Annotated in this window: 17 protein-coding genes, 1 pseudogene and 1 other annotated feature (1 of these 19 running past the window's edge); of the genes and pseudogenes, 12 read left to right on the top strand and 6 right to left on the bottom strand. The window is 55.2% G+C overall.

Features of this window, described 5'->3' with window-relative positions; genetic code table 11:
• Positions 1-89, top strand: a sequence feature (Trp leader region) (it extends 10 nt beyond the left edge of the window).
• 23 nt (positions 90-112) lie between these two features.
• From K6L24_RS10275 to K6L24_RS10245, 6 genes and pseudogenes are all read left to right on the top strand, one after another.
• Positions 113-1,675 carry an anthranilate synthase component 1 gene (locus tag K6L24_RS10275; RefSeq protein ID WP_222682268.1) on the top strand — a complete coding sequence of 521 codons (1,563 nt, stop codon included), beginning with the start codon at positions 113-115 and terminating at the stop codon, positions 1,673-1,675.
• A pseudogene (gene trpD / locus K6L24_RS22310) lies at positions 1,675-3,266 on the top strand (bifunctional anthranilate synthase glutamate amidotransferase component TrpG/anthranilate phosphoribosyltransferase TrpD). The gene K6L24_RS10275 and the pseudogene trpD overlap by 1 nt, the downstream one beginning before the upstream one ends.
• A 2-nt stretch (positions 3,267-3,268) precedes the next feature.
• Entirely contained in the window at positions 3,269-4,630 is a 1,362-nt protein-coding gene (gene trpCF / locus K6L24_RS10260; protein WP_062743137.1) for a bifunctional indole-3-glycerol-phosphate synthase TrpC/phosphoribosylanthranilate isomerase TrpF, read from the top strand.
• A 14-nt stretch (positions 4,631-4,644) separates the two neighbouring features.
• On the top strand, positions 4,645-5,835 hold the full coding sequence (gene trpB, locus K6L24_RS10255) for a tryptophan synthase subunit beta (protein ID WP_062743136.1): 1,191 nt from the start codon (positions 4,645-4,647) through the stop codon (positions 5,833-5,835).
• Entirely contained in the window at positions 5,835-6,641 is an 807-nt protein-coding gene (gene trpA / locus K6L24_RS10250; RefSeq protein WP_062743135.1) for a tryptophan synthase subunit alpha, read from the top strand. The genes trpB and trpA overlap by 1 nt, the downstream gene beginning before the upstream one ends.
• 151 nt (positions 6,642-6,792) lie before the next feature.
• Complete coding sequence (locus K6L24_RS10245) at positions 6,793-7,107, top strand: BON domain-containing protein (protein WP_062743134.1); 315 nt, start codon at positions 6,793-6,795, stop codon at positions 7,105-7,107.
• A gap of 58 nt (positions 7,108-7,165) precedes the next feature.
• On the opposite strand, the gene ompW is transcribed toward K6L24_RS10245, so the two are convergent.
• Positions 7,166-7,801, bottom strand: a complete 636-nt coding sequence (ompW, locus tag K6L24_RS10240; protein WP_062743133.1) for an outer membrane protein OmpW — start codon at positions 7,799-7,801, stop codon at positions 7,166-7,168.
• 375 nt (positions 7,802-8,176) lie between these two features.
• Here ompW and K6L24_RS10235 point away from each other — a divergent pair, with 375 nt between their 5' ends.
• The 3 genes from K6L24_RS10235 to yciA all read left to right on the top strand — a co-directional run bounded on the left by K6L24_RS10235 (position 8,177) and on the right by yciA (position 10,023).
• Entirely contained in the window at positions 8,177-8,914 is a 738-nt protein-coding gene (locus tag K6L24_RS10235) for a YciC family protein (protein ID WP_062743132.1), read from the top strand.
• Positions 8,915-8,989: 75 nt separating this feature from the next.
• The gene (locus K6L24_RS10230) at positions 8,990-9,526 is read left to right on the top strand and encodes a septation protein A (RefSeq protein WP_062743131.1); all 537 of its coding nucleotides are present in this window, start codon (positions 8,990-8,992) and stop codon (positions 9,524-9,526) included.
• 71 nt (positions 9,527-9,597) lie between these two features.
• Positions 9,598-10,023, top strand: coding sequence for an acyl-CoA thioester hydrolase YciA (yciA, locus tag K6L24_RS10225; protein ID WP_062743130.1), 426 nt, complete (start codon positions 9,598-9,600; stop codon positions 10,021-10,023).
• A gap of 104 nt (positions 10,024-10,127) precedes the next feature.
• On the opposite strand, the gene tonB is transcribed toward yciA, so the two are convergent.
• Complete coding sequence (gene tonB / locus K6L24_RS10220; RefSeq protein WP_222682267.1) at positions 10,128-10,853, bottom strand: TonB system transport protein TonB; 726 nt, start codon at positions 10,851-10,853, stop codon at positions 10,128-10,130.
• Between the two features lie 202 nt (positions 10,854-11,055).
• Here tonB and K6L24_RS10215 point away from each other — a divergent pair, with 202 nt between their 5' ends.
• A complete protein-coding gene (locus tag K6L24_RS10215; protein ID WP_062743128.1) occupies positions 11,056-11,352 on the top strand; it encodes a YciI family protein in 297 nt (98 codons plus the stop codon).
• 44 nt (positions 11,353-11,396) lie between these two features.
• Here the strand turns inward: K6L24_RS10215 and K6L24_RS10210 are convergent, their stop codons facing one another.
• The gene (locus K6L24_RS10210; protein ID WP_137269397.1) at positions 11,397-11,570 is read right to left on the bottom strand and encodes a YciY family protein; all 174 of its coding nucleotides are present in this window, start codon (positions 11,568-11,570) and stop codon (positions 11,397-11,399) included.
• A 170-nt stretch (positions 11,571-11,740) separates the two neighbouring features.
• Between K6L24_RS10210 and cls the strand changes: the two genes are divergently transcribed.
• A complete protein-coding gene (cls, locus tag K6L24_RS10205; protein ID WP_062743127.1) occupies positions 11,741-13,201 on the top strand; it encodes a cardiolipin synthase in 1,461 nt (486 codons plus the stop codon).
• Between the two features lie 45 nt (positions 13,202-13,246).
• Positions 13,247-13,570, top strand: a complete 324-nt coding sequence (locus tag K6L24_RS10200; RefSeq protein WP_048915935.1) for an HI1450 family dsDNA-mimic protein — start codon at positions 13,247-13,249, stop codon at positions 13,568-13,570.
• Positions 13,571-13,591: 21 nt separating this feature from the next.
• On the opposite strand, the gene K6L24_RS10195 is transcribed toward K6L24_RS10200, so the two are convergent.
• From K6L24_RS10195 to oppD, 3 genes are all read right to left on the bottom strand, one after another.
• Positions 13,592-14,449, bottom strand: coding sequence for an ion transporter (locus tag K6L24_RS10195; protein ID WP_062743126.1), 858 nt, complete (start codon positions 14,447-14,449; stop codon positions 13,592-13,594).
• Positions 14,450-14,585: 136 nt separating this feature from the next.
• Complete coding sequence (gene oppF / locus K6L24_RS10190; RefSeq protein WP_062743125.1) at positions 14,586-15,587, bottom strand: murein tripeptide/oligopeptide ABC transporter ATP binding protein OppF; 1,002 nt, start codon at positions 15,585-15,587, stop codon at positions 14,586-14,588.
• Positions 15,584-16,600, bottom strand: a complete 1,017-nt coding sequence (gene oppD / locus K6L24_RS10185) for an ABC transporter ATP-binding protein (protein WP_062743124.1) — start codon at positions 16,598-16,600, stop codon at positions 15,584-15,586. Before oppD ends, oppF begins: the two co-directional genes overlap by 4 nt.
• Positions 16,601-16,610 lie beyond the last annotated feature (10 nt).

The following is a 16,610-nucleotide window of genomic DNA, read 5'->3' as shown; positions in this document are numbered from 1 at the left end:
GGCGTCCTTCTCCCTGAACGGGCGAGGTGGTCATGCACGCTTAAGACAGAGTGCAGATACTCAGGCCCGCATGACGCGGGCTTTTTTTTGAGCAAAAAACAGAGAACATCACATGCAAAATGCCAGACCTGGAGTGAAGTTGATCACCGGCAACGCCCCTTACCGTGAAGATCCGGCAGCGGTTTTTCATCAGCTCTGCGCTGCACGTTCTGAAACGCTGCTGCTGGAGTCCGCTGACGTTGACAGTAAGCGTAACCTGAAGAGTCTGCTGATTGTCGACAGCGCTCTGCGCATCACTGCACTGGATAATCGCGTACAGGTGCAGGCCCTGTCAGAAAATGGTCGAGCCTTGCTGCCGCTGCTGGATGCCGCTCTGCCCGCTTCTGTGAACAACAGCGTGCGTCCGGATGGCCGTGAGCTGGTATTCCCGGTTAACCATGAATTTCTTGATGAAGACGCCAACCTGCGCGCGCTGTCGGTGTTTGATGCGCTGCGGCTCATCCCCCAGTTGGTCAGTTCACCCGCTGAGGAGCGCGAAGCGGTTCTGTTGGGCGGGCTGTTTGCCTATGACCTGGTGGCCGGTTTCGAGTCCCTTCCTGAGCTTAAAAATGAGCAGCGCTGCCCGGACTACTGTTTCTACCTGGCTGAGACGCTGCTGGTGATCGACCACCAGACGCAGAGTGCGCGCCTGCAGGCCAGCCTGTTCACTTCCACACCCTCTGAGTTTTTACGCCTGCAAAGCCGTATTGAACAGCTGCGTGGCCAGATGTTGCAGCCGGCCACCGCGCTGCCGGTACAGACGGTGGATAAGATGACCCTGAGCATCAGCCAGAGTGATGAGGATTACTGCCAGGTGGTCCGCCAGATGCAGGAGGCGATCCGCATTGGTGAGATTTTCCAGGTAGTGCCGTCACGTCGTTTCTCGCTCCCCTGCCCGTCACCGCTGGCGGCCTATGACACGCTGAAAAACAGCAATCCCAGTCCATATATGTTCTTCATGCAGGATCGCGATTTCAGCCTGTTTGGTGCTTCGCCTGAAAGTTCGCTGAAATATGACGCCCTCAGCAATCAGATTGAGATCTATCCCATTGCCGGTACACGTCCGCGCGGTCGCCATGCCGACGGCACGCTGGATCGCGACCTGGACAGCCGTATTGAGCTGGAGATGCGTACTGACCATAAAGAGATGGCCGAGCACCTGATGCTGGTCGACCTGGCCCGCAACGATCTTGCACGTATCTGCCAGCCCGGCACGCGCTATGTGGCCGACCTGACTAAAGTCGATCGCTACACCTTCGTCATGCATCTGGTTTCCCGTGTGGTCGGCCAGCTGCGTGCCGATATTGACGTCCTGCACGCCTACCGGGCCTGTATGAATATGGGCACCCTGAGCGGCGCGCCAAAGGTACGTGCCATGCAGCTGATTGCTAAAGCGGAAGGTACGCGCCGCGGCAGCTACGGCGGTGCCGTGGGTTACTTCACCGCCAGCGGGGACCTCGATACCTGCATTGTTATCCGTTCAGCCTACGTCGAAGACGGCGTGGCGACGGTTCAGGCCGGCGCCGGAGTGGTGCTGGATTCCCATCCGCAGGCGGAGGCAGATGAAAGCCGCAATAAGGCGCGTGCCGTTCTGCGTGCCATTGCTACTGCGCACCACAGTAAGGAGATGTTCTGATGGCCGATATTCTGCTGCTCGATAACTTCGACTCATTTACCTATAACCTCGTCGACCAGTTACGTACCTTTGGCCACAACGTGGTGATTTACCGTAATAACGTCCCGGCAGAGCAACTGACGGCGCGCCTGCAGCAAATGGAAAACCCCGTGCTGATGCTGTCGCCTGGCCCGGGTGCGCCCTCCGAAGCAGGTTGTATGCCTGAGCTGCTGCAAACGTTACGCGGCCAGCTCCCAATTATCGGTATCTGCCTGGGTCATCAGGCCATTGTTGAAGCCTATGGTGGCCACGTCGGTCAGGCCGGCGAAATTCTTCACGGGAAAGCATCGGCGATTGTTCATGATGATCAGGGCATGTTTGCCGGATTAAGCAACCCACTGCCAGTAGCACGCTATCACTCGCTGGTGGGCAGCAATATCCCTGCCGGTCTGACAGTGAACGCGACCTATAACGGGATGGTCATGGCGGTCCGTGATGACGCCCGCCGCGTCTGCGGCTTCCAGTTCCATCCGGAATCCATTCTGACCAGTCAGGGCGCACGCCTGCTGGAACAAACCCTTGCCTGGGCGCTGGCGTAATCATGGAGATAGCGATGAACACGATTCTGGAAAAATTATACCAGGCAGAGATCCTGACGCAGGCAGAGAGCCACCAGCTGTTTTCCGCCATTATTACCGGTCAACTGGAGCCAACACAGCTGGCGGCAGCGCTGATCGCCATGAAGGTTCGCGGTGAGCAACCGCAGGAAATCGCCGGAGCAGCAACTGCCCTGCTGGAAGATGCCAAACCCTTTCCGCGCCCTGACTATCCGTTTGCCGATATCGTCGGCACCGGCGGGGATGGCAGTAACAGTATCAATATCTCCACCGCCAGTGCCTTTGTGGCCGCGGCCTGTGGCCTGAAAGTGGCAAAACACGGTAACCGCAGCGTCTCCAGCAAGTCAGGCTCGTCCGATCTGCTGGCCGCCTTCGGCATCAGCCTCGATTTACCAGCCGAACAGGCACGTGAGGCACTGGATGAGCTTAATGTCTGCTTCCTGTTCGCCCCGCAGTACCACAGCGGCTTTCGCCATGCGATGCCGGTGCGTAAGGCGCTGAAGACCCGAACGATTTTTAATGTGCTTGGCCCACTGATTAACCCCGCACGCCCGCCGCTGGCGGTGATTGGTGTGTACAGCCCGGAGCTGGTACTGCCGATCGCCCAGACACTGAAAGTCCTGGGTTATCAGCGTGCGGCCGTGGTTCACGGCGGCGGCATGGATGAAGTGGCGTTACACAGTGCCACACACGTGGCAGAACTGCGCGACGGTGAGATAACCAGTTACCAGCTGACTGCCGAAGATTTTGGCCTGAGCTATCATCCGCAGGAGGCGCTGGCCGGGGGATCCCCGGAAGAAAATCGTGACATTCTGACCCGTTTACTTCAGGGTAATGGCGAGCTGGCGCACGAAGAAGCCGTGGCGGCAAACGTCGCCCTGTTGCTGAAAATTTTTGGTCATGAAGACTTACGGCACAATGCCCGGCAGGCGCTGAAAACCATTCGCAGCGGCAAAGCCTATGAGCATGTGGCCGCACTGGCAGCAAGAGGATAATCATGCAGGAAACCGTACTCACTAAAATCGTCCAGGATAAAGCGCTGTGGCTGGCAGATCGTCAGCAGCAGCAGCCGCTGGCCAACTTCCAGAATGACGTGATCCCCTCAACGCGCAGCTTCTATGATGCGCTGCGCGGCGCACGCACCGTCTTTATTCTGGAGTGTAAGAAAGCCTCCCCGTCTAAGGGACTGATCCGCGAGGACTTCGACCCGGCGGTCATCGCCGGGGTATACAAACACTATGCTTCCGCTATTTCCGTACTGACGGATGAGAAGTACTTCCAGGGAAGTTTTGATTTTCTGCCCATTGTCAGCAGCATCGTGACGCAGCCGGTGCTGTGCAAAGATTTTATTATCGATCCCTATCAGATCTATCTGGCACGCTATTATCAGGCCGACGCCATTCTGCTGATGTTGTCCGTGCTGAACGATGAACAGTACCGCCAGCTGGCCGCCGTTGCCCACAGTCTGAATATGGGTGTGCTGACAGAGGTGATCAGCGATGAAGAGCTGGAGCGCGCCACCGCACTGGGGGCGAAAGTGGTTGGAATTAACAATCGCGATCTGCGCGATCTTTCTATTGACCTTGACCGCACCCGTCGCCTGGCACCCAAAGTCGCCCACGGCGTGACGGTGATCAGTGAATCTGGTATCAACAGCTATGCTCAGGTTCGGGAACTGAGCCACTTCGCGAACGGCTTCCTTATCGGTTCCGCCCTGATGTCCGAGGATGACCTGGCTGCCGCCGTGCGTCGGGTGATTATGGGTGATAATAAAGTATGCGGCCTGACGCGTGCCGAAGATGCCCGCAGCGCCCATGAAGCCGGAGCATTGTATGGCGGTCTGATCTTTGCAGAAGGTTCACCCCGCCAGATCAGCATCGAACAGGCACAGCAGATTATTCCGGTGGCCACGCTGAAATATGTCGGCGTGTTCCGCAACAATAAAATGAGTGACATTGTCACCTTTGCCCGACAGCTTTCGCTTTCTGCCGTCCAGTTACACGGTGATGAAGACCGCGATTTCGTCAGCGCATTACGCAGCCAGCTGCCGGAAAGCGTGCAGATCTGGAAGGCGTTCAGCATCAATGGCAACCTGCCCGCCCGCGACTGGGACGGCGTTGATCGCTACGTATTCGATCACGGTCAGGGCGGCAGCGGTCAGCCTTTTGACTGGTCGCTCCTGCAGGGTGAAACGCTGGACAACGTGCTGCTGGCTGGGGGCCTCAGCGCGGATAATTGCGTACAGGCCGCACAGCTCGGCTGCGCAGGTCTTGACTTCAACTCCGGCGTGGAAAGCGCCCCCGGAGTGAAAGATGCCGGTAAAATTGCTTCAGTGTTTCAGACACTGAAAGCCTACTGATAAAGAGAAACGACATGACCCGATTAAATCCATATTTTGGTGAGTTTGGCGGCATGTATGTGCCGCAGATCCTGATGCCCGCCCTTCTTCAACTGGAAGAGGCTTTTATCAGTGCACAGAGTGATCCTGCGTTCCAGGCGGAATTCACCGACCTGCTGAAAAACTATGCTGGCCGTCCGACCGCCCTGACACTGTGCAAAAATCTGACGGCAGGCACAAAAACCCGTCTGTATCTCAAGCGTGAAGATCTGCTGCACGGCGGCGCGCACAAAACCAATCAGGTGCTGGGCCAGGCTTTGCTGGCAAAACGCATGGGTAAAAATGAAATCATTGCCGAGACGGGTGCCGGGCAGCATGGCGTGGCTTCCGCCCTCGCCAGCGCTCTGCTGGGTCTGAAGTGCCGCATTTATATGGGGGCCAAAGATATTGAGCGCCAGTCGCCAAACGTCTTCCGTATGAAGCTGATGGGCGCAGAGGTCATCCCGGTGCACAGCGGCTCCGCCACGCTAAAAGATGCCTGTAATGAGGCCCTGCGTGACTGGTCTGGCAGCTATGACACGGCCCACTACATGCTGGGAACCGCCGCCGGTCCGCACCCGTTCCCGACCATTGTGCGTGAATTTCAGCGCATGATCGGTGAAGAGACAAAAGCCCAGATCATGGAAAAAGAAGGCCGCCTGCCGGATGCGCTGATTGCCTGCGTAGGCGGTGGCTCCAATGCCATTGGCATGTTTGCCGACTTTATTGATGAGAGCAGCGTTGGCCTGATCGGCGTTGAACCGGCCGGGCACGGGATTGACAGCGGGGAGCACGGCGCACCGCTAAAACATGGCCGCGTCGGCATCTATTTCGGCATGAAATCCCCAATGATGCAGACCACCGACGGCCAGATTGAAGAGTCTTACTCCATTTCTGCCGGGCTCGACTTCCCGTCCGTGGGACCACAGCATGCCCACCTGAACAGCATCGGACGTGCCGACTATGTCTCTATCACCGATGATGAAGCCATGGAGGCCTTTAAAATCCTGTGCCGCAGTGAAGGGATTATCCCCGCACTGGAATCCTCCCACGCCCTGGCCCATGCGCTGAAAATGATGCGTGAAAACCCGGAGAAAGAGCAACTGCTGGTGGTTAATCTCTCCGGCCGTGGCGATAAAGACATTTTCACCGTGCATGACATTTTGACTGCAAAGGGAGAGATCTGATGGAACGTTACGACCGCTGTTTTAAACGTCTTGCTGAACGTCATGAAGGGGCGTTTGTGCCTTTCGTCACGCTGGGCGATCCGGGGCCGGAGCTGTCATTACAGATTATCGATGCGTTGGTGGCCGGGGGCGCGGATGCGCTGGAGCTGGGTATTCCTTTCTCCGATCCGCTGGCAGATGGCCCGACGATTCAGAACGCGAACCTGCGCGCTTTTGCCGCAGGCGTGACACCGTCACAATGTTTTGAAATGCTGGCGACCATTCGTCAGAAATACCCTGACCTGCCGATTGGCCTGCTGATGTACGCCAACCTGGTATTTTCTAACGGCATCGATGAATTTTATGCCCGCTGCCAGCAGGCAGGCGTGGATTCGGTACTGATTGCCGATGTCCCCGTTGAAGAATCTGCCCCTTTCCGCCAGTCAGCCATGCGCCATAATGTCGCGCCGATCTTTATCTGTCCGCCGAATGCCAGTGACGATCTGTTGCGCGAAATCGCCTCGCACGGCCGGGGGTACACCTACCTGCTGTCTCGCGCCGGGGTCACGGGTTCAGAAACCCGCGCGAATCTGCCGCTGAAGCATCTGGTTGATAAACTGCGTGAGTATCACGCCGCTCCGGCGCTGCAGGGCTTCGGCATCTCTGAAGCATCACAGGTCAGGGAAGCGATTGATTCCGGCGCTGCGGGTGCGATCTCAGGGTCAGCGATTGTCAAAATCATTGAGCGCAATGTGTCACATCCCGATGTGATGCTGAAAGAACTAACCGCCTTTGCCGCTACCCTGAAAGCAGCGACACGCCGTTAATTTCACTTAATGCCTTATCCCGGCGATAAGGCATTATTTTCTTTCCATTTCTCACACTTCTCATTTGCTTTCTTCCCTTCTCTGAACAACTATTACTGTGAACCGCAATTATGCTGGTTACAGCCTATTGATGATGACAGGGAGAGATGCAATGAAATTGTTTAAAGTCTTATCGGGTGTGGTTATTGCTGCGGTGGTTGCACTGTCCGTCAGCGCCTGTGCGCCAACGTCTACCAAAGAAGGCACTGGTGGATACATTGACGACACCGTGGTGACGACCAAGGTAAAAGCGGAGCTGCTGGGTGATAAATCGCTGAAGTCGACGGAAATCAACGTCGAGACCTTTAAAGGTCGCGTACAGCTGAGTGGTTTTGTCAGCTCACCGCAGGCGGCTAACCGTGCCGTACAGGTGACGCGTGGCGTACCGGGTGTGAAGTCTGTTGTGAACAATATGCAGATTAAGTAATTTGACCTTCCCAATCAAAAAGGCGCGAATTTCGCGCCTTTTTTTCTGCTACAAAAACTTAAAAACGGTATCCCGCGCCAAAGAAGAAGACGAACGGGTTGATGTGGGTTTCAATACTCTGACGACCCGCGGCTGCCGAGTCGAAGCGGACTTTTGTGTTGATGTCCATGTACCACAGGGAGGCGTTCAGCATCCAGTCTGGTGTTAACTGGTAATCCAGGCCCAGCTGCCCTGCCACACCCCAGCTGTTTTTCACACTCAGATTGCTCAGGCCGGCATCGCGCCCGGTCTGATTGAAGTCGGTGTTATAGAACATGGTGTAGTTAACGCCAATCCCGGCATAAGGCTGCCATTTACTGGTGTTCCCCATAAAATACCACTGTGCCATCAGGGTTGGCGGCAGCTGGTGCACGGTCGCCAGCGTTCCGGTAGCACGCAGGCCAACATGGTGCCTGAACGGTGTCGCGCCCAGCAGTTCCACACCAATATGGTCGGTAGCCATATAAGTAAACGTCAGACCAAGCTGGGTGTTGTTATCAACATTAAATTCGCCCAGTCCCATAACATTATCCGATCCCCCTGTAGGGCGAACGGTAGCCGATCCGGCACGCATAAAGAAATCGCCCGCTTCATGCGCGGAAGCGACGGCCGGTAGTAAGGTAACAACGGCCAGTGCCAGTGCTTTCAGTTTCATAGACCACTCCTTTTCTTCAAAATTATTGTCAGCATGTGACCTGCTTCGAGGCCTTAGTGCAAATTCACGACATATTTCTACGCTGTTCCATGCCAAAAATCATTCAAATCAATACCAATAAACTTGATAAAAAACAGTGGGTTGATTTAGATCAATTTTCACCCCTCTGCCCTAGTAGGATTCTTATTGATCCGCTGAGGTAAATGGGCGTAAGACCGCCAGGACGTCATCTGCAGGAAAGGTGAGATCATCACGCGGGGGTAAAAAAGGGTTAATCCCTTCTTAAATCGAAAGTTATGTCAATCTGGGTGCCAGCACCCCATCTGAACATGTACAATCGCCGGATCGATAACACCGATCTTTCAAGGAGAGTACATGTCTATCACGGCGGGTTCGCTATACCGTGACACGGGAAATTTCTTCCGCCATCAGTTGGTCACCATTGTGCTGATGGCTTTACTGACTTCATTTATTACCATGCTGATCGGTAAGGCCTTCACGCCGGATGCCGACCAGATGCAGATCCTCGGCGATGGCGCAGCCGGTTCCGCCAGCAGCCTGATGGAGATGGTGCAGAACATGTCACCGGAGCAACAGGCGGTGCTGCTTCGCGCCTCTGCGGCAGGTACATTCGCCTCACTGGTCGGTAATGTGCTGTTACTGGGGGGAATGTTATGCCTTATTCCGATGGTTTCTTCCGGTCAGCGCGTCAGCGCCCTGCGTGCCATCGGTGCTTCTGCGCCTTATCTGCCCCGCCTGCTGCTGCTGACGTTTTTGATGACGCTGGTGATTCAGCTGGGCTTTATGGTGCTGGTCGTCCCGGGGGTACTGCTGGCGGTTACGCTGGCGCTGTCGCCGATGATCATGACCACTGAAAAAGTAGGTGTGTTCGCCGCCATGCGTTCAAGCGTACGCCTCGGATGGGGTCATATGCGCCTGATTGCACCGGCCGTTATCTTGTGGATAGTTGCCAAACTTATTTTGTTACTGCTGGCCTCATCCATGCTGCGTCTGCCGCCGGATGTCGCCTCAGTCGTGATCAATGGACTCAGTAATCTGGTGTCAGCCATACTGATAATCTATTTGTCCCGGCTGTATATGCTGTTACGTTAATTCATCAGGAATGCCTCGACAGAGGCATTCCGCTGGTTAATGATATTTCGGTTTATTCTGTCATCTGGAAGCGCTATGAAGCAGTTACTCGATTTTCTCCCCCTCGTGGTGTTTTTTATTTTTTATAAGTTGTACGACATTTTTGTCGCCTCAGGGGCGCTGATTGTCGCCTCCGCGCTGGCGCTGGTGATCAGCTGGTTTCTGTATCGCAAGCTGGAGAAGATGTCCCTGGTCACCTTTGCGCTGGTTGCCGTATTCGGTACCCTGACGATTGCCCTGCACAACCCGGACTTTATAAAGTGGAAGGTGAGCATTATTTACGGTCTGTTCACCCTTGCCCTGCTGTTCAGCCACTTCTTCATGCAGCAGCCGCTGATTCAAAAAATGTTAGGTAAAGAGATCCAGCTGCCTCAGTTTGCCTGGCGGCGTCTGAATATTGCCTGGGCCCTGTTCTTCCTCAGCTGTGGCCTGGCCAATATCTATGTGGCATTCTGGCTTTCTCAGGATATCTGGATGAACTTTAAGGTGTTTGGGTTAAGTGCGTTGACCCTGATCTTTACCCTGTTAAGCGGCGTCTATATTTATCGCCTGATGCCACAAGAAGAAAAATAACCCGCGCTGCCCGGCAGAATAATGCCGGGTGATAGCGTATTGACGCTGTCAGCCATGTCAGGAACACAACGATGAGTGAAGAACAAAGAACACCGCAGGGTGAAATGGTGCTGCGTACCCTTGCCATGCCCGCTGATACTAACGCTAATGGCGATATTTTCGGTGGCTGGCTGATGTCGCAGATGGATATGGGTGGGGCCATACTGGCGAAAGAGATTGCCGAAGGCCGCGTGGTTACTGTGCGTGCCGACGGCATGACATTCCTGAAGCCGGTGGCCGTGGGGGATGTCGTCACGTGCCATGCCCGCTGTATCCGCACCGGGACCAGCTCTATTACCATTAATATTGAAGTGTGGATTAAAAAAGTGTCGTCTGAACCTATCGGGCAACGCTACTGCACGACCGAGGCGGTGTTTATCTACGTGGCCGTGGATCCCGAAGGGAAACCGCGCCCGCTGCCAGAAGATAAAAGTCATTTCTCGTTAGAAACAGACTAACCTCACCCTGTTTATCCATCTGCTGCGCCCCACCATCAGCAGCATGTTGCCCGTCCCGGGCGCTTACAGACGTAAGCACCCGGGATCAGCCCGACAGGGCGGTGTTATTCGATGCTGCTGCCACCGTTAATCTTAAAGACGATATTCATCGTCACATCCTTGCCCGGTTTCCCGGCTTCATAACGCCACTTGCGAGCAGCCTGCTTCACTTCACGCTCAAACATATTGCGCGGCTCTGCCGACAGAATACGCAGGTTCTCAACCTGACCGGCACTGTTAACATCAAACTGTACGCGCACACGCCCCTCCACACGCAATGCAAAGGCACGCGCCGGATAGCCGGGCTTGCCGATCGTCAGCGCGCGCGGACCAGTTGATACGGCCGTTGACGGGGCCTGTGAGGTTTTCGGTGCCGTAGACGGCCGGGTCTGCTCTGTCGGCCGGGTCTCTGCCGGGGCGGCCGGACGTGGCTTCACTTCCTGCTTCGGCTTGACCACCTCTTTCTTCACCGGTTTCGGTTTGGGTTTGGGTTTCGGCTTTGGCTGCGGTTTAGGGATCGGTACGGGTTCCGGCTTAGGAGGTTCCGGGACAGGTTCCGGTTCCGGCTCTGGTTCGGGTGCAGGCTCAACAACTGGCGGTGCCGGTTGAGGTTCAGGTTGCACTTCAGGCGCCACCAGCGAGACGCTGATGGGTTCAGACGCTTTGGGCATTTCGACCGCCTGATGAAAAGAGGCATACAGCAGCGCCCCGATCACCGATCCATGCAGGACGACCGAAATCAGCAGGGGCAGAGGTGAGCGGCGAGGTAGATCGGTTATTAGCGTCGTCATAATCTTTCTGGTCAAAATGTGAGGGGGTGATTTTAAATGCAAATAGCAATCAATTTCAATAACCTCTCACAATGAATCGCCATTTTGCGCTTTAAAGCGTGACAGCCTGACCTTTATCAAGCTCAAATTATCTTTCGTTTGCACAAATGTTAACGATCACTTAACGTGATGCCGAATCTCATCCCCGACAGGAGTTCAGAAGGTGCTCTACGTAATTTACGCTGAAGATAATAGTGACTCACTGGAAAAACGCACCGCCGTGCGCCCCGCTCACCTGGCGCGCCTGCAGTTACTGCGTGATGAAGGTCGTCTGATTATTGCCGGCCCGATGCCTGCGGTGGACAGCAACGAACCCGGAGTGGCAGGATTTAGTGGGTCGACGATTATTGCCGAGTTCCCATCACTGGAATCAGCACAGTCATGGGCGCAGGACGACCCTTATATCGCCGCAGGCGTGTATAAACATGTCGATATTAAACCCTTTAAACGGGCCTTTTAAACGCATTCCGGCGGTTCAGTGAACCGCCGGATGAGCCCCGCGCATCAGTGATGCTGAGTGATAAACAGAATAGAACGGCGCTGCTGCTGGCTGACCATGTGTCGGAAAGAGTGCATACGGCCATAACGACGTGACTGCCCTTCTAACCAGCGCGCGCGGCGACGCTGAACCTGGCGGCTCATACGCCAGCGTGCAACTTCATTTCTGCTTCGTCTCATGACTCTCTCACTCTTCACTTCTGCATACGTTAAAACTCGCGGCGCAGTATAAACCTTTCTTCCTTCACACCAGGTCCGATGTCTTTAAAACGATTATGGTTTAAAGGTTCCCAGCGCTCTCATCTGCACGTAAACTCCTAAGACTTCCGTGTGAACAGGATTTTCACTTAATGACCACTTTTTACACCGTGATGAGCTGGCTGCTGGTCTTTGGCTACTGGCTATTGATCGCCAGTGTAACCCTGCGCATCCTGATGAAACGTCGCGCGGTGCCTTCGGCCATGGCCTGGCTGTTGATTATCTATATCCTGCCGCTGGTGGGGATTATCGCCTATCTCTCCTTCGGTGAGCTGCATCTGGGGAAACGTCGCGCAGAGCGGGCCCGTACCATGTGGCCTTCAACCGCACGCTGGCTGAGTGAATTGAAATCCAGCCATCATATTTTTGCTGAGAGCAACAGTGACGTTGCCCGCTCGCTGTTTCAGCTGTGTGAGAACCGTCAGGGGATCGCCGGGGTCAAAGGGAATCAGCTTCAGCTGCTGACCAGCACCGACGATACGCTGCGCACGCTGGTGCGCGATATCCAGCTGGCGCGTCACAATATCGAAATGGTGTTCTATATCTGGCAGCCTGGCGGTCAGGCCGATGAGGTGGCAGAAGCGCTGATGGCGGCGGCACGTCGCGGGGTTCACTGCCGGCTGATGCTGGACTCCGCCGGGAGCGTCGACTTTTTCCGCAGCCCATGGGCGGCAATGCTGCGCAATGCAGGCGTCGACGTGATCGAGGCGCTCAAGGTCAACCTGCTGCGTGTCTTTCTCCGGCGTATGGATCTGCGTCAGCATCGCAAGGTGGTGCTGATAGACAACTACATCGCGTATACCGGCAGCATGAACCTGGTGGATCCCCGCTTCTTTAAACAGGATGCTGGCGTCGGCCAGTGGGTGGATTTGATGGCGCGTATGGAGGGCCCGGTAGCCACCACCATGGGCATCATCTACTCCTGTGACTGGGAAATAGAAACCGGCAAGCGCATTCTGCCTCCGCCGCCGGATGACAACATCATGCCCTTCGAGGCAGAGAGCGGTCATACGATTCAGGTGATCGCCTCCGGCCCGGGCTTCCCGGAAGATATGATCCACCAGGCTTTGCTCACTGCAGTCTATGCTGCCCGTGAGCAGTTGATCATGACCACACCCTATTTTGTTCCGAGCGATGACCTGCTGCACGCCATCTGTACGGCGGCATACCGGGGAGTGGAGGTGATCATTATCGTGCCAAGGCACAATGACTCTGTGCTGGTTGGCTGGGCAAGCCGGGCCTTCTTTGGCGAGCTGCTGGAAGCAGGGGTAAAAATCTACCAGTTTGAAGGAGGCCTGTTACATACCAAGAGTATCCTGGTAGACGGTCAGTTGAGCCTGGTAGGAACGGTGAATCTGGATATGCGCAGCCTTTGGCTCAATTTCGAGATAACCCTGGTGATTGATGATGACGGTTTTGGCAGCGATCTGGCGCGGGTGCAGGAGGATTATATTGCCCGCTCACGCCTGGTAGACGGTAAACGCTGGGCGCACCGTGCTTACTGGCAGCGTATCGTTGAACGACTGTTTTACTTCTTCAGTCCATTGCTGTAAAACGAGCGAAAATGCACAGCGCCCACGGGCATGACAGGAAAGACTATGGATTTGAATAACCGCCTTACCGAAGATGAAACCCTCGAACAGGCTTACGATATTTTTCTTGAGCTGGCGGTGGATAACCTTGATCCTGCCGACGTTATTCTGTTTAACCTTCAGTTTGAGGAGCGCGGCGGCGCAGAGCTTTATGATCCGGCTGAAGACTGGGCGGAACACGTTGATTTCGACCTTAACCCTGATTTCTTTGCCGAGGTCGTGATTGGCCTGGGAGAAGAAGACGGCGAGCCGATTACCGATGTCTTTGCCCGCGTGCTTCTGTGCCGCGAAAAAGATCACAAACTCTGCCATATTCTGTGGAAAGAGTAAGTCACCGCTTCAAAGGCCCGCCTAAAGCGGGCCTTTTCCATTTTTATCCCCCAGCGCCCCCCCACAACTTTTGCAGTAGTGCGCATCATCATCATGACCGGTTTGCTTGCAGTCGCTGCACTGACGACGGTGGCGGTTGCGCTGCATCACTTCTGTCATATACGAACTCATTACACCGGTCGGAATGGCAATCAGTGAGTAGCCCAGCAGGATGAGCACCGACGAAATCATCCGCCCCAGCGGGGTATGGGGCGTGATATCGCCATAACCGACTGTCGTCATCGTGACCACGGCCCAGTAGACGGATACCGGAAGGCTGGTAAAACCGTGTTCAGGCCCTTCAATCACGTACATCAGTCCGCCGAATATACAGAGCAATATCATCACCCCACCGAAGAATAACGACAGTTTTTTCCGCGCGCTAATCAGGCTTTCCCAGAGCACGCTGGCCGACCCCATATAGCGCAGTAATTTCATCAGGCGCAGCAGGCGCAGTACCCGTAGCAAACGTATCGCCATCATGTATTGCAACGCGATATCAGGCCAGAGCCAGAAAATGTACAGGGGGAGCGTAGTGATAAGGTCAATGATGCCAAAAAAACTGAGCATGTACTGCAGCGGGCGCTCGGTGGTGATTACCCGCAGAAGATATTCCAGACTGAACAGCAGCGTAAAAACATATTCCATCAGCAGGAATACGGAGGCTTCTTTAAATTGCAGCGTAATATTGTCGGGTTCTGATGACTCAATAAACAACGTTATCACGCTGACCAGCGTAGTAACGATCCAGAAAAGTTCGAATCGACGCCCGGCCGGGCTTCCCACATCAAATAAAAAAACATACAGACGGTGACGCCAGTCCCGATCGTGTTCGGTCATATGCCCTCCGGCACTCCTTTGCAATGGAGTATTACTAAGAGGCAGCAGCCGGAAGATCAAGCACTATGCAGACGCAGAAAAAAAACCCGCATTGAATGTTCAATGCGGGAAGATAACGATAGCGTTGATAGAGAAATTAGAGCGGGTCGACTTTCAGACAGGAAACAGCGTGGCGGAAGCTGCCCTCCAGCAGAGGCCGGGTTTTGGCACACTCAGGCCCGGCAATGGGGCAGCGCGTACGGAACACACAGCCCGATGGCGGGTTAATCGGTGAAGGGAGCTCTCCCTCAAGCAGCTGTATGACTTTCTGCTTTTCGAGGTCAGGGTCCGGGATCGGTACTGCCGACATCAGTGCCCGGGTATAAGGATGCTGCGGATTCTGATACACCTCTTTATAGGTGCCCAGCTCCACGGCATGCCCCAGATACATCACCAGCACGCGGTCAGAAATGTGTTTCACTACCGCCAGATCGTGGGCGATAAAGATCAGCGATAACCCCATCTCTCGCTGAAGTTTCTGTAAAAGATTGACCACCTGCGCCTGAATTGACACGTCCAGCGCCGACACCGGCTCATCACAAATAATCAGCTTGGGTTCGAGGATCAGCGCACGCGCAATACCGATACGCTGACACTGGCCACCGGAAAACTCGTGAGGGTAGCGGTTGATCAGGTTAGGCAGCAGGCCCACCTTCATCATCATCTCCTTCACGCGGTCTTTCACTTCCTGACGCGGCATCTGCGGATGATAGGTGCGCAGCGGCTCTGCAATGATCTCACCGATATTCATACGCGGATTGAGGGAGGCAAGCGGGTCCTGGAAGATCATCTGGATATCGCTACGCGCGGCGCGCCACTCTTCGGCACTCTGCCCCAGCAGGTCACGCCCCAGCCAGGCAACCCGGCCATCCGTCGCTTTCACCAGACCGATGATGGCCCGTGCCAGCGTCGATTTACCACAGCCAGACTCACCGACCACGCCCAGGGTTTCCCCTTCGTACAGGCGCAGGCTGACACCATCAACCGCTTTCAGGGTTTTCGGCGGCTGCCAGAACCACTGACGCCCGTCTTTGATATCGAAATGCACTTTGAGGTCGGCAATTTCGAGTAAGACTTTCTTTTCTGCAACCTCTGTCATACCAGTTCCTCCACGGGCTTAAAGCAGGCTCGCAGGCGCCCTTCTCCGAACGCCTCCAGCGGCGGTGCGCTGGAACAGATATCCATTGCATACGGGCATCGTGGCTGGAAAGGACACCCTTTCGGCAGCCGTGAGAGATTGGGGGGATTGCCGGGGATGGTCATCAGCGTTTCACCTTCATCAGCGTCCAGACGCGGCACCGCATTCAGCAGGCCAATAGAATATGGATGTGAGGGGTGGTAGAAGACGTCCCGCGCTTTACCGTATTCCATGGTGCGCCCTGCGTACATCACCATCACCTGGTCGCAGATACCGGCGACAACACCCAGATCATGGGTGATCATAATAATGGCGGTATTAAATTCGCGCTTCAGCTCGTTCAGCAACGTCATGATCTGCGCCTGTACCGTCACATCAAGCGCCGTGGTCGGTTCGTCGGCAATCAACAGTTTCGGGCGGCAGAGCAAGGCCATTGCGATCATTACGCGCTGCCGCATCCCCCCGGAGAACTCGTGGGGAAACATCTTCATTCGCTTGCGGGCTTCCGGCATTTTTACCGCGTCAAGCATCCGCACTGACTCTTCAAACGCCTGCGCCCCACTCATGCCTTTATGCAGCTGCAACACTTCCATCAACTGCTCGCCCACCCGCATGTACGGATTAAGCGACGTCATCGGGTCCTGAAAAATCATCGCAATCTGTTCTGCACGCAGCCGGTTAAGCTGTTTTTCCGGCAGGTTGAGGATCTCACTGCCGTTGAAACGTGCCGAACCACCAATACGTCCGTTGCTGGCCAGCAGCCCCATCAGGGCAAACGCCGTCTGTGATTTACCCGAGCCGGACTCACCGACGATGCCGAGTGTTTCCCCGGCGCTGAGGCTGAAGTTCAGGTCATTGACCGCTGTCACATCGCCATCAGGGGTGGAAAACGTCACCCGTAAATCTTTCACTTCCAGCAGCCGTTCGCTTCCCTGGGTTTTTGCCTTCGCAGGCTGTAGTTCAATTACGCTCATCGGGAAACTC

Source organism: Erwinia persicina (assembly GCF_019844095.1).
GTDB classification, from domain to species: Bacteria; Pseudomonadota; Gammaproteobacteria; order Enterobacterales; family Enterobacteriaceae; genus Erwinia; species Erwinia persicina.
The sequence above is the reverse complement of the archived record's forward strand: the minus strand, read 5'-3'. Positions and strand labels throughout refer to the sequence as shown.